This window comes from Methylotuvimicrobium buryatense, from assembly GCF_005931095.1.
In the GTDB taxonomy this organism is placed as follows: Bacteria; Pseudomonadota; Gammaproteobacteria; order Methylococcales; family Methylomonadaceae; genus Methylotuvimicrobium; species Methylotuvimicrobium buryatense.
In genome coordinates, this window is the sequence record NZ_CP035467.1 from 4,095,678 (window position 1) to 4,117,714 (window position 22,037).

Consider the following 22,037-nt stretch of genomic DNA (forward strand, 5'->3'; position numbering starts at 1 on the left):
ATGTTGACAAAAATACCTTAAATTTATGCTATGTTAACACTAGACCTTGAAAAATGTTGAGAACCTCATCCCAGCAGGGATTGCCGGAACCCAGGCAGCAAGAACGCGAAAGCCCATGGCATCTGGAACACGGCAGTCCCTGCCTGCGCGACGCAAACTCAGCCTTAATCCTTGGTAACAAGTTCTTACGATTTAATAGTAATTCGTAGGCAAACCGCTTACAAAAAAAACATTTGCCCAACTATTTTCCTCGACGCTTTAGATTGCACATAAACGCTAAGAGTGCAAAATCCAAATACCGTAAATTTTACCCTAACTATATAACATCCTATATAACATCAAACCTACGCTTTAACACATGAAAACACTCTGTATTACCGGCGCTATTCCGTCACAAATCGATTTAATCGCTTCTATTTTTGAACAAGCGGGAATGTCGCCCGCTCAAGACACTAATAAGGACCCCATATTCAACATCCATGATTGGCACGATCACGTCCTTACCAACATACCGGTAAATACTGGAACCCAGCAGCATAGTCAAGAGCCCGGCCGTTTGTGGGAACAACTCGCCAGTGAAATTTTCATCGCCAATTTAAACAGCCCATTATGGGGTTGGGCCGATACGAATAGCACATGGCTATTAGATTATTGGACTCACTTTGACCCCAATATTCGTTTTGTTCTGGCCTGCACATCTCCCGAGCAAATGCTTGCTGAAGCAGTACGAAATTCACCCTCGGACATCTCGGCAGATGCCGTTCTACAAAGCTGGAAAACCATACATCAAACATTGTTACGCTTTCACCTCCGCCACCCGGATCGAAGTATTTTGATCATGGCAGACGAAGGACTCAGCATGCCCAGCCATTTAATCGATGCCGGCAATGAACGCTGGCATCTTCAATGTGCGCCGCTGGAAAACGACGCATTCAAAAAACCCGATACCAACGAAGTTGCCTTATTCATCGGCCAACAAATCTATAACGACCAACCACAGATCAATAGTCTCAGCCATGAGATCGCCGCCAGCATAATTCATCTGGGGCCTACAACCAAATCGATGACCGTATCGATCGATATAGCTATCGGTGCGCTACAGAGCCTGCAAGAAAAGGCAGCTTTAGCCCTAAAACAAAGCGATCAATTACACACCCTCAATGAGGCCAATCAAGCGCTGACTCAAGATCGCGATAAACTCGAGATCCAGAATGAAGCACTTGAAAGCGAATTGCAAAGCGCAAAAGATCAATTGCAATCCCAAGCTCAGGAGTTTAAAACCCAACTCGACAACCAAACACAAGAAAACGAACTGCTACTCCTGCAACTGCATCAAGTTCAGGAAGAACTGGAAAGCCTCTTCATAAAATCAAAAGAACAAACCACTGCTTTTGATCAACAAGCCAAAGAATTACAAAAACTCAACCAAGCGCATCAATCGCTGCTCAATGAAAAAAGCCAACTTGAAGCCTTGTCAAAATCCTATGCGTCGGAACGCGACAAACTCGCCGCTCAATCCAAAGCCGCTCAAAGCGAATTGCAAAACCTAAAAGACCAATTGCAATCCCAAGCTCAAGAAAACGAACTGCTACTGCTACAACTACACCAGGTTCAGGAAGAACTCGAGCATTACTTTCTGCAACACCAAGAAGCGCAAAACCAGCTACAAACCCATGATAAACGTTGGCAACGCATACTACAGCGACATCCGGACTATTGCGATTACGAGACGCTTGAATGCTCGATAACCAATCAAGATACCGTCGCCTGGCGCTTTACCCGGCTCAATGTGGCAGGAAGGTATTTCGATCGACTCGAATTCGAAACCCTCATCGAAGCAGGCGTCGCCGGATTCAACTTCAAACGCCAACCCGATAATTCTAGCAATCTAACACGCTGGCCCGCCAGCGCGGAACAAAATGACCAAATCACCGTGATTCCAGTCGGCGACAATAGCAACGCGGCCATTCGGACAGCCATCTTAAGGGAGCTTGCCGCAAGCGATTGGAACGTTATACGCCTTCTACCATCAGTGCTTACCGAACACCTAACAAACCACCTCGATATCACTCCAATCGACAAAGCCCTAGCTAAAACTCTCTGCTCTAGCCTAAAACGTCTACAAGATCTCTTTGACCAAATACGCTCGCGATTGCGTTTCGACAACATCACGATCAAACGAGAACAAGTCAACCCGGATTACGAACATCTTTGGTTCGATATCAACAACCTTTCATTTAACGATCGCCAATACCCCGAATTTCAATTTCGTCTTTCCTGTGCCATTGCCCGTCCGGATCATTTTGGCGAACATCCGAAACTAGAATTCCCGGAAAGCACGGGGCCGAACCCGTTGCAAACCTGGTTCGCCGAATCTTACGACGACTTCGGTCCCAAATTAGAACTTCGCTTTGCCCCGCCCCAGGCCTTAGATATTAATGTTTGGAATCAGCTTGGCCCGTCCGACCAATCCTTCATATTGGCGCTGATCAATCTTTTGCCGACGATCTTGCTCACCCTACGCACCAATCAAGCGCAAATTTCCCGTTCTTGGGACGATTGGCTTGCTATGATCAAGGCCATGCTTCCAATAATAAAACAGCAAGCGACACCTGTAGCCGCACTGTCCATTGAAAGCCCTTTAACCGTTCAACAAACCGGGACGACGGAGCCGACGCCTAAGCGACAATCACAAACAAAAGCTCAAGCAAGATCACCCCGAACTAATAAATAACCTATTTGAAACATGAATACATTTCCAGATAACAACCGATCATTCGCCGACACAGCACTGACCGATACTATTTTTAGCCTTATCAGGACCCTGCTAGAGCCGCAAGCAGTCATTCATATAGGAGCCGGAACCGGCCAAGGCAACATGCATTTCTGGCGACAATGGAACCTACCCGACGCATTGATCATCGAAGCCGACGAGACCCGACTCACTTGGGCACAAAAAGCCTGCGAATCGAATCCGGCTTGGCATGTAGTAAATACGGTTATCGGAAGCCGTGAAGGTGAAGCCCTCTTTTTCCAAGCGACAAACCCGGACGAAGACGGGCTGATTGCCCCCGACCGGTTGACGCCGCTTTGGCCGAATCTGCGCCAAACCGGACAGAACACACGCACTATACAAAGACTCGATGAGCTATTGAAAGCGCCAGCCTATCAATCTCTGACACAAGCACAAAACCGCTGGCTCATCATCGACTGCTTTCCAGCCCTGGAAATCATACAAGGTGCAACCGAATCATTGAATCATACCGATGTTATCTGCGTACGCATCGTCAAAGAAGCGCCTAATAACGCCAAGGCTGACATGGATATTCAGGCTATTACCGATTTTTTAGCCCCGCTGAACTACCGTCAATCAGCTGTTATCGAAAGCAACCACCCTGCCGTAGGGCATGCTGTTTTTACACGAAATATTTCCGTACTACGTAGCGAACTTGCCACACTCTCGAACGACTACACACAGTTAAACAAAAAGTCAGATGAACAAACCCGGCTCATACAGGATCGCCTTGCCACAATCCAACGACTCGAAACCGAACGCGACAGCCAAGCCAAAACCGCAGCCGAGCGCCAGCAGCTCATCGAGCAACTAACCCTGCAACGGGACGAGCAAGGTCAACATACCCAAGCACTGGAAAACCAAATCGCACAACTCAAAACCGAACGCGACAACCAAGCCAAAACCGCAGCCGAGCGCCAGCAGCTCATCGAGCAACTAACCCTGCAACGGGACGAGCAAGGTCAACATACCCAAGCGCTGGAAAACCAAATCGCACAACTCAAAACCGAACGCGACAACCAAGCCAAAACCGCAGCCGAGCGCCAGCAGCTCATCGAGCAACTAACCCTGCAACGGGACGAGCAAGGTCAACATACCCAAGCGCTGGAAAACCAAATCGCACAACTCAAAACCGAACGCGACAACCAAGCCAAAACCGCAGCCGAGCGCCAGCAGCACATCGAGCAACTAACCCTGCAACGGGACGAGCAAGGCCAACATACCCAAGCGCTACAAAAGCAAATTGAACAACTCAAAACCGAACGCGACAACCAGGCCAAAACTGCTGCCGAGCGCCAGCAGCACATCGAGCAACTAACCCTGCAACGGGACGAGCAAGGCCAACATACCCAAGCGCTGGAAAACCAAATCGCACAACTCAAAACCGAACGCGACAACCAGGCCAAAACCGCTGCCGAGCGCCAGCAGCACATCGAGCAACTAACCCTGCAACGGGACGAGCAAGGCCAACATACCCAAGCGCTGGAAAACCAAATCGCACAACTCAAAACCGAACGCGACAGCCAGGCCAAAACTGCTGCCGAGCGCCAGCAGCACATCGAGAAGCTAACCCTGCAACGGGACGAGCAAGGTCAACATACCCAAACGCTACAAAACCAAATCGCACAACTCAAAACCGAACGCGACAACCAGGCCAAAACCGCCGCCGAGCGCCAGCAGCACATCGAGCAGCTAACCCTGCAACGGGACGAGCAAGGCCAACATACCCAAGCCCTACAAAAGCAACTGCAAGCGCTAACTCAAGAAAAAACCGAACTGACTAAACAAAACGAGCGGTTACAGCAAGAAAAAGCAGCATCAAGCAAAAGGCTAGACGAACTCAACGAAAAAATAACGACCCTAGAAAAAACGCTTTCCGAAAATCAACAGCGCCTAAAACAAAGCGAACAAGTTCAAAAAGAGAAAGAACAGCGTATGGCCAAACTGGAAACGGAAATACAAGAACACCGGCAACGCCAGCAATTAGTAGACAATGAAATGCTAAAGGCCGAAGCTCAAATCGAATTGATCAAAGACGTCTTATTGCGCGACCCGCAAATTTAGGAAATTTAACTAGGGTCAAACTAGAGTCAGATACCGAGGTATCCCCACAAAACAACCATATAAAACAATTTTTTATAGCTAAAAATTGATAAATAAATTGGTTTTTCGGGTCTAATTTCTGAAATTAGTAATCTTTCAGATTCGCCCCGGAGAGGCTCCTATGTCGACCATAAGTTTACTCCATAATCTGATCAAGCGAGCGCTTCCTGAGCTTCATCGAACCCGGCTTAAAACACTCATGGCGACCGTAGAGGCCGGCTTGGGCTTCCCGATTCTGCGTCTTGAAATCGTGGCCTCGCTCAATCACGGCGGTTTATTGGGCGCGGAAGTTGCACCCTACTGCGGCAAAGGAACGGGTGAGACGGCTTTACTCAGACGCCTGATGGCAACGACAGTACAGCCCCATGATATCTGTCTAATGGACCAGTATTACGATAATTTATGCTGTTACCCAAGCTCCAGCTTGGGTAACCTGTTCAGGAAGCTCTAGCTTCCCGAAAACCAAGAAAGATTGATCGAGCGAGTCGGGGTTGATTGAGAATGTGCGGAGGTTGTGTCGGTCTCAGGAAGCTCTTGCCCTGAGCATGTCGAAGGGGGAGCTTCCGGGGTGTCTTTCCCAAGCTGGAGCTTGGGAAAGAGCGTGATGTGGGTTGGCCGTTTTTAGCTTGACGCGCATGGCTTGCGAACCCCGTCCTGCTAGGGATATGCTGATCTTTGGGCTTTAGCTGAAGAAACTTGCTAATCAGGAACCTACATGACCACATTAGTGGATGCCAAGCACTATCGGAAAAACGCACTACGGAAATTGTATCGGCACCGCTGGCAATACGCTGTAAGACACCGGCCATGGCACGAAAAGAGCTCACCGTATGTCTGCTGGCTTACAATCTGATTCGCTTGCTCATGCTGCAAGCCGGCATACGCCATCATGTTTGGCCATGCCGAATTAGTTTTACAGAAGCCTTGGGAAGCTACAAAGAATTCGCTTCGAGTCTCGCGCAAACGACTGGTGAAACCCTATTGAATTGGATTAACAACGTCTTGGAGATCGTGGCATCCAAAACGATCGGCGAACGTGAAGCGAGAATTGAGCCGAGAGCGGTGAAACGACGACCGACAAACCCGTTTCCTTATTTATCCGCGCCGCGCGCTCAGGTTAAAGAACAGCTATTAGCAAAACGCAAGGGAGATCAAATTATGAGATGCGCTAATGTTTAAGCAGTTTTAATGCCTGATTAACTTAGTGGCATTAGGGGGTGTCCTTTGTTACCTAAATAATTTGTTATTTTATGCCCCCAGTTATTTGACTCCAGTTATTTCTGTTAAAGGTGATTATGAAGCCGGACAATAAAGCTAGTCAAAAGTGATCCCTGGTAGGCTCAACGACGATCCGCGTCATTGCCGGTACAGTCAGGAAGTACAGCACTCTTTTTAATTGTTTGAACATCCTGTAACGTTAAGTCCATCAATTTTGCTACCTCCGCTTCCGGCATCCCATGATTTAGCATTTTCAGGATAGTTTCAGCTCGGGCTCTTTGATAACCGATGTGCTCACCTTCTTCTCTCCCTTCTTCTCGCCCCTCTTCTCGTGCGGTATCAATCACATTTTTTAAATCGCGATAATATTTTAGGCTGGACTCATACGCCTGGCGCTCTTCGGGTTGAAAGCGTGCAATGCTGGCTTTTTCAAACAAGCTCAAAAAGACTTTTTCACGCAAACGCGGCGGGATTTCATCCAGTTCATGCAAATGGCGGAACAAAAAGAACCATTTGTCTTGCAGGGTGTCGAGTTGGTCTTCCGTTTTCCTGAAGTTGGGCAAGGTCAAGTAGATAAAGGTCAGCTTGTCGTAAAACACCTGATGATGCTGGTTTTTCAATTGCACCCGATGGATGACTTCATCGCGCTGGGCATTGTCCTCATCATCAAACACAAAGTCCAGGATGCCGATGGTGTAGACAGCCGATAGTCTAAAATCCCAGTCGCCACGTTGGGCTTGCTGTTGAATCGGGAAGGTGGCATAAAAGACGCTGCGGTCTTTGAAGAAGTTCTGTTTGGCTTTTTGCAGCTCGACAATAAAATATTCACCGGTCGCGCTGACGCAATTCAGGTCAAAGATGGCTTTGCGGTCCAGCGCCGTCGCGCCTTGATATTCGTTATTACAGAATTGTAATTCGTGAATTTGGTGGTGTTCCGGCAGTAAGGTATTCAGAAAGCTGATCAAATGCTCTTTACTTGCCTCTTCGCCAAAGGCTTTTTTAAAGCCAAAATCGGTGAATAGATTGATGTACTTTTCTTTCATGAGTTAGGACAAAGACAATACAACATGAGGCCAAGTTTAGCATGATTCAGCTTGTGTCTTTTTATTCGCTCAAAAATTTTATAGGATTCCAGTTTTATCCACGCCGCATTTCTCGGGAAAAATGCTTGATTGCAAGAGCTGCCCTCTTTTATTGATTTCCGCTAAAAACTCAGGCGGCCTTGCCAAACAGGGCGTTAGCTGTATGCATGCCGCGCAGATAGCGGGCTTGGCGTTCGGCCGCCAAGGCGATCAGGCTCTCTGACTTGCCGACGGCACAGCCAAACTCTTTCAGCAGTTGGGTGCCATGGGCAATGAACGTTTCGTGGTCAATGCCCAGTCGTTGCAATAGGGCCGGGGTTGTTTGGGGAATAAATCCGCGCTTGGCAGGATGTATACAGCGTCCTAGCAACTCGACTAGTTCTAAATAGTCTTCAAACGCAAAGGGTCACTGCCATTAAGTTAAGCCGTTCGTGGTGAGCCTGTCGAACCATTGACGGCTTAACTTATCGACCGGTGGCGTCAAAGGGCATCAGCGGTGACGGCTTGAGCGATGCAAAGACGGTTTCAGTATTCAGTTGATGGGGATTAGAAGGTTTATTTTTCTCGCTCTGCAGCGTATTTGTTTCGATAGCGTCAGCCATGCGTTGTTCAGCGCGTTCGGGCGCGATCCGAGCTTCGAGGCTGGTGTAATGGCTATCTTCTGGGGTTTCGGCCATACCGGCGCGTATCGGGTTCAGATCAACATAGGCCATGACGGCCAGCAAGCCTTGTTCATCTAGGATCGCCTGGCTTTTGAAACGCCCCTCCCAAAATCGCCCTTTCACACCGTCTTCTTTATTGGCTTGGCGGGCGATGGATTCATTAACACACGCATAAACCAAGAAATATCCGTTAAACGCTGTCGATACAGCGCCGTGCATTCTGCAACCTTAATCAGCTCGGCTTCGCTCATTTTTGCGCGTGTGGCGGGATCTAAAAAGCGTTGCACCAACACAGGACCGGTGAATAAATGTGTCCAGCGTTGTAATACCTCTTCATCCGACCAAGCGCTTGCTCGGGCCGCATCGATTTTTAAAACAATACCTGATTAGCAAGATGCTTCAGCTTGCCGAAGTCAACTGTTCCGAGCAGTGGCCAGTCGTAGCCACTTCTGCGGGACGGGTTATTTAACCCGTCCCCAACGTTTCGGTTTGCCCTAAACAATTCGGCTGACTTCGGCCGGTGTATCAGCTAAGGAAATAAGTTGGGAGCGGGGTCTGGTCATGGCGGGCAACCTATTTTGCTATTTAGTGTTCATTGAAGCTTAGCTTATGAGTTAGCGTGAATCAAGGTAAGTGGGTGTCCTTTTCTTACAGTTCAAATCAGCCCATAGCGTAGTATGGTCAAAGCTATCAACCCTGACACAAGCCCAGTTAACCGCGTTAATGTTGGTCTATAACGCGGCAATCCGTAAAGGGGGGATTCAAAACCCTACAGGCTATATTTTGAAATTGATCGACCAGGTCAAAGCAAACGCGTTAACCACCCCCAACACCCCGCAAACGCCCATACCTAGCCTTGATGATCGCCTTACTAAGCAGCGAGAGAAGAGCAAGCTAGACGCGGTCAAGTGGACAATGTCACGCACTTCAAAAACCTGTATAGACAATTTGGTGAATCGATTTTAAATGCCATTCCCGAACAATACCGATCGGCAATAGTGGGATAGCTCCAAAACCGGTTCACTCACTTTGTTGGATAACGTACAGAGTGGGTAATCCCCCATAGACGCCAACTTAAGGCATAAAACGTTGATTTGTAGTTGAAAAATAAAAGTGTGGCCACAACATAGAGTATTTTTACCGACGAAAGTGAAAATCCCTATGAAGCAGCCACAGCTAACAGATACGCCTTTTGATGAATTTTTGCAAGAGCTCCCGGCAGATTTCCAGGAGCAGGCCTATGAATTACAGGCGTTTGCACGGGCACGGAAAATCCGATCACCGTTGCAATTATTGCAGTTAGTCCTGTTGTATTGCGGACAGGACTTGTCGTTGCGCAGCTGTGCCGGCGAAGTTGCCAAGCTTCAAGGCTATTTGAGCGACACGGCGGTGACCAAGCGACTGGCGGCCTGCGTGGTGTGGATCAAGTCGTTACTGAAGCGTGTGTTCGGATTGGATAAACAGATCAACAATGGCTCCTTGAATTTCATTGTGATTGACGGTTCGACCGTGCAAGAACCCGGCGCGAAAGAAACAACGTATCGCTTGCATGTGGCGATCGACTTGATGAGCTTGACACTTCGCGAGGTCAACGTCACGACCGATAAAGTCGGCGAGAGCTTGGATCACTATCAGTTGACTGCAGGTGATGTCGCGTTGGTTGATCGAGGCTACAACCAACCGAAGTCTTTAGTCCCGCTCATTGATCGCGGCGGCCACGTCGTACTGCGCTACAATCCACACAGCATGACCCTTTACGAACGGTGCAACGAACCGAAAGGTGTTAAAATCGATTGGGAACAGCGCATACGCGATTTGAATGGTCAGCCGGGTGCGATACCCGTTTATCTGTGCCATCAAGACAAACGTATTGAAGGCGTGGTGCATGCGATGCCGTTACCGCCGGAACAGGCGGCGCAAGCACGCCGCAAAGCGAAACAACGCGCGCGTGATAAAGGTCGCACGGCGAGCCAAAAGACCTTGATGCTGAGCGGCTGGGTGTTGATTTTTACTTCGCTCCCCGAAGCGCTGCTCGACACGAAATCAATCGCTGAGCTCTACCGGGTTCGCTGGCAAGTGGAGCTGGTCATAAAGCGGCTAAAGAGCTTGCTCGATATCGACCGGCTACGCGCCCGAAAAGACAGCAAGCTGGCGGATTTATATTTGCACGGCAAGTTACTGTTTGCTGCAGTGACTCAAAAAATAGCGCAGCGCCGATTCGGCCGGGCGGCCACCACAATGGACGGTGATCGTTCGATTACCCATTGGCGTTTATGGCGCACGATCGCCAATGAGATCAAGGCAGGACTTACGGCTTGTTTTCCAAAAAATAAGCGCTTTATTGATGACCACGTAAAAAGCCTTTGTGAACGTCCGCGCAAGAGAAAGCTTCAGGGTTTGCCGGATCGTGTTTTGGAACTCATTATTGAAGGTCGGGGAGGTGGCGTTAGTCTTGCTTAATCAAATACTTAGATTCTTAAGTTGGCGCTTATGGGGTAATCCCCCGTTGTCATTCCCATGTTGAATAAACGCTGGAAAGCGGCTGGGACTAGTCGCTATATCCTATTTTTACACGTAGGTCGGCTGTACCCGAAGAATATAGAACCCCTTATTTTTTAATTAGGATCTGAACCCTTTTATTCGGAACTCGCTTGCGTCGATAATGAGACATTATTATTTTTCGTAGGTTCGTAGGGCGGATAAGCGATAGCGTCATCCGCCAATTCACTGGCGTAAAAGGTGCATGACGCTATCGCTTATGCACCCTACGCAATTTTGTATTGTATATACCCATCGTAGATCAAAATGCGGCACCGGGGGCACGTCAAAGGACGCCGTGAATACGTCCCTGTAGGCTCTATGCCAGCTCCATGCTGGCAAAGCCTTTGCCGAGCACCCCGGCGCCTCCTCAGGCACTGCCGAAATTTGAAGTGCGAAAGGTATAGTTTATGCGGGGTACGCGGTGATACCGCCGTAGCCCAGTTTTAAAGCCTCAACACCGGCATACAAGCGTCTATCTTTCTCTGACAGACGGCTGTACAATTCTCAGCAATTCTCAATTTAAGCAGATAACCATAAGAGCTCTCAGTGTGGAATGGGGATATTCAAGCCATCAAGCATAAATTCCATCAAATGTTGCCAGCTATCAAAACAAAAATAGCGGGTGAGCGCCCTTAAATCGTTAAAAAACGTCTTGCGGCTGGACAATTCTTCACGCAGCAAGCGATAGCATTGATCGAACCATTGCAACAACGTATGAACCAGAAAAGCCAGAATGATCAGGCTGGCTAACAAGGCCGCGAGGTGCTTTTTACCGTGCCCGAAGTTATGCGCGAAGTTATATCCCTTGGTTTTCAATGTGTTGTTATTTTCGTTTTCGATCTTCCAGCGCGTACGACCGGCGCTGACGATATCGGCCACATTGTGCGCGCCTAATGCGTAATCCGTGGCGAACGCATTGCGGTAAACGATATGACCTTGTTCATCGATGACCTCAATTTCGCACCAATTCACCAATAGGGCATCGTCGCTGTCGCGCAACGGCACTTGCTGAGCGATGCGGTAACGCTCGGTCAGTCGTTGCTTGCCTGTCCAGCGGCGTTTTTCGATCACTTCAACCTGCCCGAGCCGCTGAAAATCCTCCACCCACTCGTAGAGGGTTTTATGGGATTCCGGTTTGCACACCAGAATGAAATGCCGACCCTGTTGCTTGAGGTATTCGCAAAAAGGCTGTTTGCAATATAAATCGTCGCCTAAAAACGTCACGTTCGCCGGCAGGTGGCCGCCTTCGCGCTCCAACCAGCGCCGCGCGGCCGCCAGTTCATAATCTTGCTTATCGCTTCCGTCTTGCGGTGCGATAAATTCGGGTGCCAACGGAATGACATCCGCTTGATGTGGCGAAACGATTACCGGGGTAACTGCGCTGTGAGCATAGTGGATAGCACCGTTCTTGAGTGTCTTCGTTGAGCAGCAGGCGCAATGAATCTTCTGCGAACTAAAATACTCCACCCGATCCAAGGCCACCAGCACGCTATCACCCAGCACTTGGAACTCTTTGAGTTTGCCTTGCGCTTCCAATGCCTGCAGCACCCATCGGTACAGTGGCCATAGGGCGTCGGGTGACACCGCATCCAGCAGATTCCGAATCTGGTTGTCACTCGGAATTTGGTAGACTCCAAACAAACTCTGTGCGTTATTCTTGCCGCGCTCTTTTTGCATCGTCCGCTGATGATCCAGAAACGAGGGTGATTGCATAAAAAACACCGAAAAGGCGCTCAGTGCTGCATCGACCATACTGTATTTCTGGTAAACACCAGTCCCACTGCGACCGTCGGGCAAGGTTTCGAAGACTTGCCTGATTCGCTCGATCAAGCGAGCTTGCGTGAATTGTTCTGTTTCTTTAAAAGGGTAAGCCATCGTCCGTGTACGGATATGAAAAAATCAGCCCAGTTTACCAGCATGGGCTAAATTGAGAACTGCTGTACAATTCTTGCATCTGTTTTTCAATTTCTGTTGAATAAGGTTCAATCATCATTTGGCAATTTTGAATACATCCGACTTTTATCACAAACCAGTTAATTATAGAGAATGGCTTGCATTAGCGTCTTTTAATCTGAGTTTGCCTAAGTTAATTCATGCACGTTCCTTACCGACCTTAGGAATTAAACAACTTGAACATCGAGTTTATATTTTTTTAGGACGACCAGGTCGAATACACCCAATTTTACGCCCTGCTGCAAGCTCAATTTGTTGCTTAAAACGATCATTCCCCAACGGTGTACTCGATGACAAACTCGCCCGAATAAGATCCAATTCATCCTGCTCCTGCTGCAAAGAAAACAAACTATGATAGGCCTGTAAACGAGAAGATACATCTTGCCCTAATGCCAAATATGTCGCATGCGGCTGAATAATAGCATGATCACGCCCCAAAGCATTCGCCGCATAACTCGACCAGCGATAAGAAGCCGGATGCTCCACCATACCAGCACGGACCGGATTCATTTCAATATAACGCATACAGCTCAATAAATACCCTTCACTATCAATCATACTGCCTTTGTGCCGCCCTTCCCACAAACTGCCTCGGCGCTGGTATGTTCGATTAATATAAGACACAAAATGTAAACCCAACTGCCGAAAAAAACGGCTAATACCCTCTGCGGTATCCGGTGTCAACAACAGATGCACATGGTTTGTCATCAATACATAAGCATGTACGGCACAACCACACGCATCAGCCGCCGCTTTTAAACAACGCAAATACTCATGATAATCTTCATCCTGAAAAAATACAGCCGCCTTATTATGCCCACGCTGAAAAACATGTACGGGAATGCCTGGCTGATAAAATCGTACTTTTCTAGGCATTAAACTAGCAATCGAATAAAGTGGCAGGATGACGCCATTTAAGCCCCTTAAAACGCTTAAAGCCCTTATCTGCAGAAACCCATTCACAGCGCCATTCCATAGCCAAAGCAGCATGATAGCTATCGGCAACGTCATTACCACAAGCGTTCAAACTCTCCAGACATTGGGTAAAAATAGCCCAATGCTTAGCACCTGGTGCAATACAAACCGAATTTTGTGCGTCTCTAATCTGCTGCGTAAACATCAAAGCACTAGATAATGGTGAGGGCTCTTCAAAAATACGCGGATGCGTCACGACCCGCAAAAAACCGCTTAATACCAACTCAGAATAACCAAAATTGCCACTACCATTCAACAACGACTCTAACCAAGCCTGATAAGCTGCATGATGCGCCACATCCTCACGATGCGCAGACACCAATATATTTACATCCAATAAATACATCAACTGCCATCCATAATATCGTTCAAACTACGACTATCAGCCAAATTGACCCCCGGCTTTAACCCTGATCCACCAAACGTTGGTAATTTAATGACCGGGCGTGGCTGTTCCTGATGCGCAACAAAATCACGCAACGCATTTTCTATAATTTGTTTTAACGAACACCCCTGCTGAACGGCTTGATGCTTAGCCGCCAATAATAATTGATCATCAATATCGATAGATGTTTTCACTAGACTATCCCCGTACACAAAAACTACATTCTATACCTGAAATAAATACGAGTAAATATAGCATATTAAAAAGGGGTCTGACCCCTTTATTATTTTTCTTTTTTCAATTGAAAATCAATCCAATCCGACCCCATTGATTCAAAAAAGAAGAATATCTACAAGCTTTGAATGGTTAGTTTAAATCCTAGCGCGTGAATAACTTTATCAATGGTCTCAAACTTAGGCTTACCTTCACTCGCAAGCGTTCGATAAAGGCTTTGTCTGTTAAGTCCGGCCGCCATAGCCGTTTCACTCATACCTTTTGCTTTAGCCAGATGGCCTAATGCCTGAGTAAGTCCTTCAATACCGTTTTCCTCAAGGAATGCAGATAAATATAAGGCCATATCCTCTTTGGACTCAATGCCACTGGCAAAGTTGAACGGTTTTGTTTCAGTTGTCATCGTGGGTCTCTTATAAATCATTAAGTAACTGTTTAGCGAGTTCAATATCACTGCTTTGTGTCGATTTATCACCCGCACAAAGCAAAATCAGAACTTGCCCGTTTCTGATGGTGTAATAAATACGATAACCCGCACCAAAGAAAAAGCGCAGCTCAAATAACTGAGCGCCAATGATTTTTGCGTCGCCAAAATTACCGTCGGCAAGCCGAGATAAACGCGCTTCTAGGCGGAAACGGATAGATTTATCTTTGAGTTTGTTAAACCATTTATCAAAAACTGGCGTGGTATGGAGGTCGTATTTCATGGTGTTATTGTAACAAGCAGGCGACACAATACCAAGCGTAATAAATAACTAAATAACTAAATAACTAGAGTCAGGTACAAGTTAAATGATACTGAATTGACTTGTGTTTAATTTGTACCTGACCCCAGTTATTATATTAATAAATATGCAAAAATAAAAAAGGGTCTGACCCCTTTTTCCTTAGTCGCGTTTTACCGTGCGCCCAAATATCGTAAAGATCTGACGGTTCAACACCGCCCCGCGCAATCCAGGTCAAGCCGGAAACAGGCCGCGCGCGAAAAAGAGCCCTGGTTACTGGTCGTTTCGCCTTCGTTGAAAGATTATACGCCGGTTGACGTCGTGAATTATTATCGTTCCCGCATGCAAATCGAGGAAGGTTTTCGAGATACCAAAAGCACGCATTACGGGGCAGACTTAACTCAAGATAGCCGGATAAGTGCCGAACGCCGTGCCAATTTGTTGTTGATTGCGGCACTCATTATTTTTGCGCTTTGGTTGATCGGACTGGGCTTAAAAGGAACGGCCATCGAACGGCAAATCAAAGTCTGCAGTAATCGTGATCGTTCGCCGTACTCAGTCATTTTTCTTGCCCGAATTGCTTGCCAATATGTGGTATTCGAGTTGCCGGAAAATTTATTGGAACACGCTCAGGCTCTTTTGGTTGATTATTTCAGAACTCTGGAAAAGGCGTAATTTGTGGGGATACCTCAGGGTCTGACCCTTTTATACCAAACGTTGGTAATTTAATGACCGGGCGTGGCTGTTCCTGATGCGCAACAAAATCACGCAACGCATTTTCAATAATTTGTTTTAACGACCCCCCCTACTGAACGGCTCAATAATAATTGATCATCAATATCGATAGATGTTTTCACTAGACTATCCGCGTACACAAAAACTACATTCTATACCTGAAATCAATGCGAGTAAATATAGCATATTAAAAAGGTAAAAAGGGGTCTGACCCTAATGCCACTAAGTTAAGGTGGCATTTAAATTGCATTTATAAAATAACAATAAACTTAATACAATAGCGTTGCTATTTGGTAAGATTGAGTTGGCATCAATATTCCTTAAAAACAGGAGAAGTGTCTGCGCAACTTATCCCACCCCCCCAAGAACAACTCGAACGCTTTAAAAAGCAATTTTTACAACTCGACGCTCAAGGTATTGAGGATTTATTACCGACCGAGCCACTCCAGCGGCTTTTGAAAGACGCTGAAGAGGCTGTTCCGCACACGCTCCGGCAGCGGATTTGGACGCCGCTCGTGACTTTGCTGGCGCTCATTAAGCAGGCTTTGAAGCATGGCAGTTGCAGCGATGCCGTCAAATCAGTGCAAACCGAACAAATTAACTGCGGGCAAACGCGCTGTTCGGGCAATACCTCCGCGTATTGCCAAGCCCGGCAAAAACTCCCGGAAAGTTTACCACGAGAGCTCATCCGCTATACCGGGGAACGACTAGAAGCGGCGAGTCGAACGCACTGGTCCTGGCGAGGCCATCCCGTTAAGCTGGTCGACGGTAGCACGCTGACCCTGGCAGATACCTGCGCCAACCAAGAGACTTACCCGCAAGAATCCAATCAACAGGCCGGCTTGGGCTTCCCGATTCTGCGTCTTGAAATCGTGGCCTCGCTCAATCACGGCGGTTTATTGGGCGCGGAAGTTGCACCCTACTGCGGCAAAGGAACGGGTGAGACGGCTTTACTCAGACGCCTGATGGCAACGACAGTACAGCCCCATGATATCTGTCTAATGGACCAGTATTACGATAATTTCTGGACGATAGCTCAGTTCCGTGAACGCGATGCCGAGCTATTATGCCCGATGCGTAGCCATCGCAAAATCGATTGGTCGCAAGGCGTATGCTTGCGCGGTGACTCTACTGACCGTCTATTTGAGCTCAAGAAGCCTAAGCGCCCGGAATGGATGACGCCTGAAACGTATGAGGCCCTGGCGGATCACATCACGGTGCGGTTTTTTCGGATCTTTGGGCAAACCTACATGACCACATTAGTGGATGCCAAGCACTATCGGAAAAACGCACTACGGAAATTGTATCGGCACCGCTGGCAAATTGAAATCGATCTCCTTTTTATCAAAAAGGTCATGCAGATGGAGCCGTTACGCTGTAAGACACCTGCCATGGCACGAAAAGAGCTCACCGTATGTCTGCTGGCTTACAATCTGATTCGCTTGCTCATGCTGCAAGCTGGCATACGCCATCATGTTTGGCCGTGCCGAATTAGTTTTACAGAAGCCTTGGGAAGCTACAAAGAATTCGCTTCGAGTCTCGCGCAAACGACTGGTGAAACCCTGTTGAATTGGATTAACAACGTCTTGGAGATCGTGGCATCCAAAACGATCGGCGAACGTGAAGCGAGAATTGAGCCGAGAGCTGTGAAACGACGACCGACAAACCCGTTTCCTTATTTATCCGCGCCGCGCGCTCAGGTTAAAGAACAGCTATTAGCAAAACGCAAGGGAGATCAAATTATGAGATGCGCTAATGTTTAGGCAATTTTAATGCCTAATTAACTTAGTGGCATTAGGGTCTGACCCCTTTATTCCTTTATTTGAGGAAATAAAATCACTGTAAAGTGAACGATTATAAACCATATAGTTGTGCTTCTTTTAGCTAAGTCATTGATTAGTCGCTTTATGAGCAAAATAAAAGCGGCTTAAGCTGTCGTTTTGGTCAAACGATTGCATCCAGAATGATTTTAAGTTATTGAATATTAATAAGGTATGTGATTTGATGCATGCGTTTCGACAGCCTAGGTCTGCCCCCTTTTTGATGGTTCGCTTAAACTTAAACTATTTTCTGCGGTTTAAGGGAAAGCTCAAACCCACAGGCATGGGCATACTTGAGAAGCGTTGACCAGCTAGGATTGGCATTTCCTTTTTCTAAGCGGCTAATGTTACTCTTTTGGGTCTGCATTCTCTCTGCAACCTGCTCTTGAGTCAGACCAGCTTTAGTGCGCATTGAGAGCAACTGATCAATGAGATTGAACTCACTTTCAAGTTTTTCATATTCAGCTTTAACATCAGGGTTCGTTAAAGCGCGTTGTTTCAGTTTTTGAAGACTCATGATTTTTGAACCTCTCTTTGTCGTTCTCTAGCCAGTTCGAGCTCATTTCTTGGCGTCTTTTGAGATTTTTTTACAAAAACATGCAGCACATAGATATGCTTGCTTTTCAAGTAACAAAATAACCCACGCCCAATTCCTTCTTGAGCCTTAGCTCTTATTTCAAATAGGCCGTCACCCATTGACTCCGTGTGTGGTGGTCCCAAGTTAGCACCGTGCTTTTCCATTAACTCTAAAAGCTTAATCATCCGTGCTTGGATTTTAGGTGGCATATCAAGGATTCGCTCCTCTACATCACCATAAAAGTCGATTTTCCAGATCATACATCACCTTAAATCTTGTTATCACATATGATAACTCCGCTTACCTCGTTTGTCCATATTATGTACCATAAACCATCATTAACGCCCTAAGGTTATTGATTTTTTTAGGGTCTGACCCCTTTATTGTTTTTTGCCAATATATCAGATTTAATGGCTATTTAATATTTAATAGGGGTCTGTCCCCTACTATTATTCTAGACCTGACCCCGTGACCTGACCAGACCTGACCCCGTGACCTGACCCCGTGACCTCTCGAGTAAATATAGCATATGAAAAAGGGGTCTGACCCCTTTATATTCTTATTCTAGTTATTTCTCTAGTTATTTCTGTTTTTTGGAATTTAAGGCACATATGATAAAATACGCGCCTTTAATAGATTTCCTTTATCTCATTGGCCGTAATGAAGATCGCGGGAATAATCTAAGCCACCGTTTCCTCTTAGAGGACCCAGGAAATCAAAAAACCAGGCCATTTCGTCCTCAATTTTACAGTCGAAAGAACCTAAGACTTAGAGCATTCTTAAATTCTTAACTCAGCGCCTACGGACAGCATCTAGATAAACGCATGAACAATCAACACGCCATTTTGATCACCGGCGGCACAGGCCAAGTGGGCTTTGAGCTACACAGACGCCTGATGGCGTATGGCAAAATAACCGCACCGACTCGCCACGAACTGGATCTTGCCAACGCTGATGCCGTCGAAAAATGGCTAACAAGCCATCGACCTAGCCTAATCATCAATGCGGCGGCCTATACCGCCGTAGACCGAGCGGAAACAGAACGACAAGCAGCCACGCGCCTCAATGCAGAACTCGCCGACTACTGTAAACGACAAGACGCATTGTTGATACACTACTCCTCAGATTACGTCTACCCCGGCAATGGCCAAACGCCCTGGGAAGAAACCAGCCAAACAGCCCCCCCCTTAAGTCACTACGGACAAACCAAACTGCAAGGCGACCTGGCTATACAACACGCAGACATTTATCATCTTATCTTTCGGACCAGCTGGGTCTATTCGGCCCGCGGCCATAATTTCATGAAAACCATGCTGCGCCTAGGGCAAGACCGTGACAGCCTAAACGTGGTAAACGACCAAATCGGCGCCCCCACCCCCGCCCGCTTAATTGCAGACATCACCGCTCTAGCGCTGTCAGCCCCCACCGAATCAGCGAAACGCGTCTGACCGACGGCTTATACCACTTGGCGCCACGCGGCGAAACCAGTTGGCACGGCTTTGCCCAAGCAATTTTTAAACAAGCGAGCGGCGTAAAACTGGCGATACAACCAGAACGCTTGCACGGCATAACCACCAGCAACTACCCTACCCCGGCTACTCGCCCCTTGAATTCGCGCCTCAATCTCGGCAAATTAGAAAGCGCATTGAGTATTCAACTGCCACATTGGCAAGATTTGCTAGCGCTAACATTACAGGAATATCTACAATGAGCACCATATACAAAGGCATTGTTCTCGCTGGAGGCTCCGGCACACGCCTACATCCCATTACCTTAGGCGTATCCAAACAGCTGTTGCCAATCTACGACAAACCGATGATCTATTACCCGATATCGGTACTGATGCTGGCAGGCATTCAAGACATCTTGATTATTTCCACACCAGAAGATTTACCGCAATATCAAAAACTGTTAAAGACAGGCGAGCAATTCGGCGTGCGATTTGAATACGCCGAACAACCAAGCCCGGACGGTCTGGCCCAAGCCTTTATCATTGGTGAAGACTTCATCGACAGCAGCCCGGTTTGCCTAGTACTAGGAGACAACATATTCCACGGCCAGCACTTTTCAGAACAACTCAAGCGCGCAACCAACCAAACCAGCGGCGCAACGGTATTTGGTTGTTTAGTCAAAGACCCCGAACGCTTTGGCGTGGTAGAATTCGACCAAACAGGAAAAGCCATATCCATTGAAGAAAAGCCACCCCAGCCTAAATCGAATTATGCAGTCACCGGCTTGTATTTTTACGATAACGACGTGATTAATATCGCCAAAGCCGTAAAACCGTCACATCGCGGTGAACTGGAAATTACCAGTGTAAATAATGCCTACCTTGAGCGCGGCAAATTAAGTGTCGAACGACTTGGCCGCGGCTTTGCCTGGCTAGATACCGGCACGCACGACGCCCTGCAAGAAGCCAGCGCCTACATACAGACCATTGAGCACCGACAAGGCTTAAAAGTCGCCTGCTTACAGGAAATCGGCTGGCAGCAAGGCTGGCTAGACGATCGAGCGCTCGAACAACAAGGCCATTTATACGCCAAAACACAATTTGGACAATACTTACTCAATTTATTAGCCTTGAAAAACCAATAAGAGACCGACCAACATGGAGTACCAAGCACTCGCCATTCCCGACGTTGTCCTAATCACGCCCAAAGTATTCGGCGATGAACGGGGTTTTTTCATGGAAACCTTCCGCGAAGATGAATTTATAAAACACTGCGGGCCATACCGTTTTGTTCAAGACAACCACAGTAAATCGAAACAAGGCATCTTGCGCGGTTTGCATTACCAACACCGGCATCCCCAGGGCAAACTGGTCAGAGTAACTCACGGTGAAGTCTATGATGTTGCCGTCGACTTACGCAAAAGCAGCCCCAACTTCGGGCAATGGGTCGGTTTATTGCTTAACGCCGACAACAAACAACTACTTTGGATACCACCAGGCTTCGCACATGGCTTTTACGTTACCAGCCCGGATGCAGAGTTTCAGTACAAATGCACAGAATATTACAGCCCAGGCGACGAATATTCGCTGGCTTGGAACGATGCCGACCTAGCCATCGACTGGCCATTATTACCCGGCAAAACCCCTTTGCTATCCGAAAAAGATACGCAAGGTGATTGCTTTCATTCAGCCGTTAAATTTTAATGACGCCCTTTTTTTCAATAACCGCTTCTCGGCCCAACCGATACATACCTGTCGTACTTAAAATTTCGGCAGCGCCTGAGGAGGCACCGGTTTATGCAGCCCCTCACCTAACGCTAGGCGAGGGGCTGGCATAGAGCCTACAGAGATGTATTCACGGCGTCCTTTGACGGAACACTCCGGCGCCGAATTTTGATCTACGATGAGTATAATTTAGGTGCGGAGCCTATCAAGCGAGCTACCGAGCCCTCAGGTACAATAATGGCACCAGGACGTTTTTCATCGCGAAATCCTAGCGCTAAACGCTCAATTTCTAACAAACCTTCGAAACAAAGTTTTAACCATGTTACAAACACTAAAAAACTGGTTCCGTAAACGCCGCGAATCTACCAAATACCGCAGCTCTGCTCCGACACCGAAAATCGTCGCCAAACAAATGCATCTCCACTGGCACTTTAGCGACGCGACACAAATACCGAGACAGGCAACCTGGAATGCCAACCCAATAACCTCGTACCAACCGGCAGTAAAGCCAATCGAAATCGAAACCGCTTCGACCGTATCGGCGGCATTCGACGAGGCGCTACTGGACCGAGCCAAGACGCAATGGCAGTTCGGTGCCTGGGATAGCCTAGCGGCATTGACGCAAGAAGACATAGAAAGCCATCCGGAACGAGCTAAATTGGCATTGTTAGCGGGAGCTGCGCAGCTGCAATTAGGCAACGACAGCATGGCGCGACAACTGATCTCACAGGCAAGGCAGTGGGGCTGCGAAAAACGGCTCATCAGCCGCATTCTGATTGCCGGCACTTACAACAGCCTAGGCAAAGCAGCCGCAATTACTGGAGACAACGATAAAGCTTTCGATTTTTTTGAACAAGCAATCAGCAGCGCACAACCGAATGGCGAAATAAAGCTGCTTGCGCAAGCAAGAACTCAATCGCAATTCGCACAATTGAATCTACCTGACACCGACGAGATTGCCCTCGGCAAACTAAAAGACCATCACTCATTATTGTGAGTTAAACGTAATTATTCAGGCCCCTGCATATAAAACAAGCTGGAACTTTGCCGCCCTCATTGAA

23 protein-coding genes are annotated in these 22,037 nt (G+C 47.5%); 12 read left to right on the forward strand and 11 right to left on the reverse strand.

Annotated features, from left to right (window positions below; all coding sequences use genetic code 11):
* Positions 1–358: 358 nt before the first annotated feature.
* From EQU24_RS18360 to EQU24_RS18375, 4 genes are all read left to right on the forward strand, one after another.
* Positions 359–2,734 carry a coiled-coil domain-containing protein gene (locus EQU24_RS18360; RefSeq protein WP_017842162.1) on the forward strand — a complete coding sequence of 792 codons (2,376 nt, stop codon included), beginning with the start codon at positions 359–361 and terminating at the stop codon, positions 2,732–2,734.
* A 12-nt stretch (positions 2,735–2,746) separates the two neighbouring features.
* Positions 2,747–4,858, forward strand: coding sequence for a coiled-coil domain-containing protein (locus EQU24_RS18365; RefSeq protein WP_138767215.1), 2,112 nt, complete (start codon positions 2,747–2,749; stop codon positions 4,856–4,858).
* 160 nt (positions 4,859–5,018) lie between these two features.
* The gene (locus EQU24_RS18370; RefSeq protein WP_017842160.1) at positions 5,019–5,348 is read left to right on the forward strand and encodes a hypothetical protein; all 330 of its coding nucleotides are present in this window, start codon (positions 5,019–5,021) and stop codon (positions 5,346–5,348) included.
* 356 nt (positions 5,349–5,704) lie between these two features.
* Complete coding sequence (locus tag EQU24_RS18375) at positions 5,705–6,076, forward strand: hypothetical protein (protein ID WP_017842159.1); 372 nt, start codon at positions 5,705–5,707, stop codon at positions 6,074–6,076.
* Positions 6,077–6,237: 161 nt separating this feature from the next.
* On the opposite strand, the gene EQU24_RS18380 is transcribed toward EQU24_RS18375, so the two are convergent.
* The 3 genes from EQU24_RS18380 to EQU24_RS22785 form a co-directional block, all read right to left on the reverse strand.
* On the reverse strand, positions 6,238–7,158 hold the full coding sequence (locus EQU24_RS18380; protein WP_138767216.1) for an Rpn family recombination-promoting nuclease/putative transposase: 921 nt from the start codon (positions 7,156–7,158) through the stop codon (positions 6,238–6,240).
* Between the two features lie 169 nt (positions 7,159–7,327).
* Positions 7,328–7,504: a hypothetical protein gene (locus tag EQU24_RS22780; protein WP_201764873.1), complete on the reverse strand. Its 177-nt coding sequence runs from the start codon at positions 7,502–7,504 to the stop codon at positions 7,328–7,330.
* A gap of 157 nt (positions 7,505–7,661) precedes the next feature.
* Positions 7,662–8,078: a hypothetical protein gene (locus EQU24_RS22785; protein WP_026130330.1), complete on the reverse strand. Its 417-nt coding sequence runs from the start codon at positions 8,076–8,078 to the stop codon at positions 7,662–7,664.
* A gap of 942 nt (positions 8,079–9,020) precedes the next feature.
* Here EQU24_RS22785 and EQU24_RS18390 point away from each other — a divergent pair.
* On the forward strand, positions 9,021–10,319 hold the full coding sequence (locus EQU24_RS18390; RefSeq protein ID WP_138767097.1) for a transposase: 1,299 nt from the start codon (positions 9,021–9,023) through the stop codon (positions 10,317–10,319).
* A 624-nt stretch (positions 10,320–10,943) separates the two neighbouring features.
* Here the strand turns inward: EQU24_RS18390 and EQU24_RS18395 are convergent.
* From EQU24_RS18395 to EQU24_RS18420, 6 genes are all read right to left on the reverse strand, one after another.
* Positions 10,944–12,230 (reverse strand): ISNCY family transposase, encoded by a 1,287-nt coding sequence (locus EQU24_RS18395; RefSeq protein WP_138767327.1) that lies wholly within the window; start codon positions 12,228–12,230, stop codon positions 10,944–10,946.
* A 312-nt stretch (positions 12,231–12,542) separates the two neighbouring features.
* Complete coding sequence (locus EQU24_RS18400) at positions 12,543–13,229, reverse strand: transposase (RefSeq protein ID WP_017842154.1); 687 nt, start codon at positions 13,227–13,229, stop codon at positions 12,543–12,545.
* 4 nt (positions 13,230–13,233) lie between these two features.
* Positions 13,234–13,674, reverse strand: coding sequence for a type II toxin-antitoxin system VapC family toxin (locus tag EQU24_RS18405; protein WP_017842153.1), 441 nt, complete (start codon positions 13,672–13,674; stop codon positions 13,234–13,236).
* A complete protein-coding gene (locus EQU24_RS18410) occupies positions 13,674–13,907 on the reverse strand; it encodes a DUF2191 domain-containing protein (RefSeq protein ID WP_017842152.1) in 234 nt (77 codons plus the stop codon). The genes EQU24_RS18405 and EQU24_RS18410 overlap by 1 nt, the downstream gene beginning before the upstream one ends.
* A 155-nt stretch (positions 13,908–14,062) precedes the next feature.
* On the reverse strand, positions 14,063–14,347 hold the full coding sequence (locus EQU24_RS18415; protein WP_017842151.1) for an addiction module antidote protein: 285 nt from the start codon (positions 14,345–14,347) through the stop codon (positions 14,063–14,065).
* Between the two features lie 10 nt (positions 14,348–14,357).
* On the reverse strand, positions 14,358–14,651 hold the full coding sequence (locus EQU24_RS18420) for a type II toxin-antitoxin system RelE/ParE family toxin (RefSeq protein WP_017842150.1): 294 nt from the start codon (positions 14,649–14,651) through the stop codon (positions 14,358–14,360).
* Between the two features lie 219 nt (positions 14,652–14,870).
* Between EQU24_RS18420 and EQU24_RS18425 the strand changes: the two genes are divergently transcribed.
* Together EQU24_RS18425 and EQU24_RS18430 are read left to right on the forward strand one after the other, a co-directional pair.
* Complete coding sequence (locus EQU24_RS18425; protein ID WP_235726476.1) at positions 14,871–15,344, forward strand: transposase; 474 nt, start codon at positions 14,871–14,873, stop codon at positions 15,342–15,344.
* 395 nt (positions 15,345–15,739) lie between these two features.
* The gene (locus EQU24_RS18430) at positions 15,740–17,167 is read left to right on the forward strand and encodes an IS4 family transposase (RefSeq protein WP_175421704.1); all 1,428 of its coding nucleotides are present in this window, start codon (positions 15,740–15,742) and stop codon (positions 17,165–17,167) included.
* 295 nt (positions 17,168–17,462) lie between these two features.
* Here the strand turns inward: EQU24_RS18430 and EQU24_RS18435 are convergent, their stop codons facing one another.
* Both EQU24_RS18435 and EQU24_RS18440 read right to left on the reverse strand, forming a co-directional pair.
* On the reverse strand, positions 17,463–17,741 hold the full coding sequence (locus EQU24_RS18435; protein ID WP_017842148.1) for a helix-turn-helix domain-containing protein: 279 nt from the start codon (positions 17,739–17,741) through the stop codon (positions 17,463–17,465).
* Complete coding sequence (locus tag EQU24_RS18440) at positions 17,738–18,061, reverse strand: type II toxin-antitoxin system RelE/ParE family toxin (protein WP_017842147.1); 324 nt, start codon at positions 18,059–18,061, stop codon at positions 17,738–17,740. Before EQU24_RS18440 ends, EQU24_RS18435 begins: the two co-directional genes overlap by 4 nt.
* Positions 18,062–18,625: 564 nt before the next feature.
* Between EQU24_RS18440 and EQU24_RS23340 the strand changes: the two genes are divergently transcribed.
* The 5 genes from EQU24_RS23340 to EQU24_RS18465 all read left to right on the forward strand — a co-directional run bounded on the left by EQU24_RS23340 (position 18,626) and on the right by EQU24_RS18465 (position 21,973).
* Complete coding sequence (locus tag EQU24_RS23340) at positions 18,626–19,249, forward strand: SDR family oxidoreductase (RefSeq protein ID WP_268869774.1); 624 nt, start codon at positions 18,626–18,628, stop codon at positions 19,247–19,249.
* 17 nt (positions 19,250–19,266) lie between these two features.
* Positions 19,267–19,512, forward strand: a complete 246-nt coding sequence (locus EQU24_RS23345) for a sugar nucleotide-binding protein (protein ID WP_268869773.1) — start codon at positions 19,267–19,269, stop codon at positions 19,510–19,512.
* Positions 19,509–20,396, forward strand: coding sequence for a glucose-1-phosphate thymidylyltransferase RfbA (gene rfbA / locus EQU24_RS18450; RefSeq protein WP_017842146.1), 888 nt, complete (start codon positions 19,509–19,511; stop codon positions 20,394–20,396). Before EQU24_RS23345 ends, rfbA begins: the two co-directional genes overlap by 4 nt.
* A gap of 13 nt (positions 20,397–20,409) precedes the next feature.
* On the forward strand, positions 20,410–20,955 hold the full coding sequence (gene rfbC, locus EQU24_RS18455; RefSeq protein WP_017842145.1) for a dTDP-4-dehydrorhamnose 3,5-epimerase: 546 nt from the start codon (positions 20,410–20,412) through the stop codon (positions 20,953–20,955).
* 340 nt (positions 20,956–21,295) lie between these two features.
* The gene (locus EQU24_RS18465) at positions 21,296–21,973 is read left to right on the forward strand and encodes a hypothetical protein (RefSeq protein WP_017842144.1); all 678 of its coding nucleotides are present in this window, start codon (positions 21,296–21,298) and stop codon (positions 21,971–21,973) included.
* The last annotated feature ends 64 nt before the right edge of the window (positions 21,974–22,037 follow it).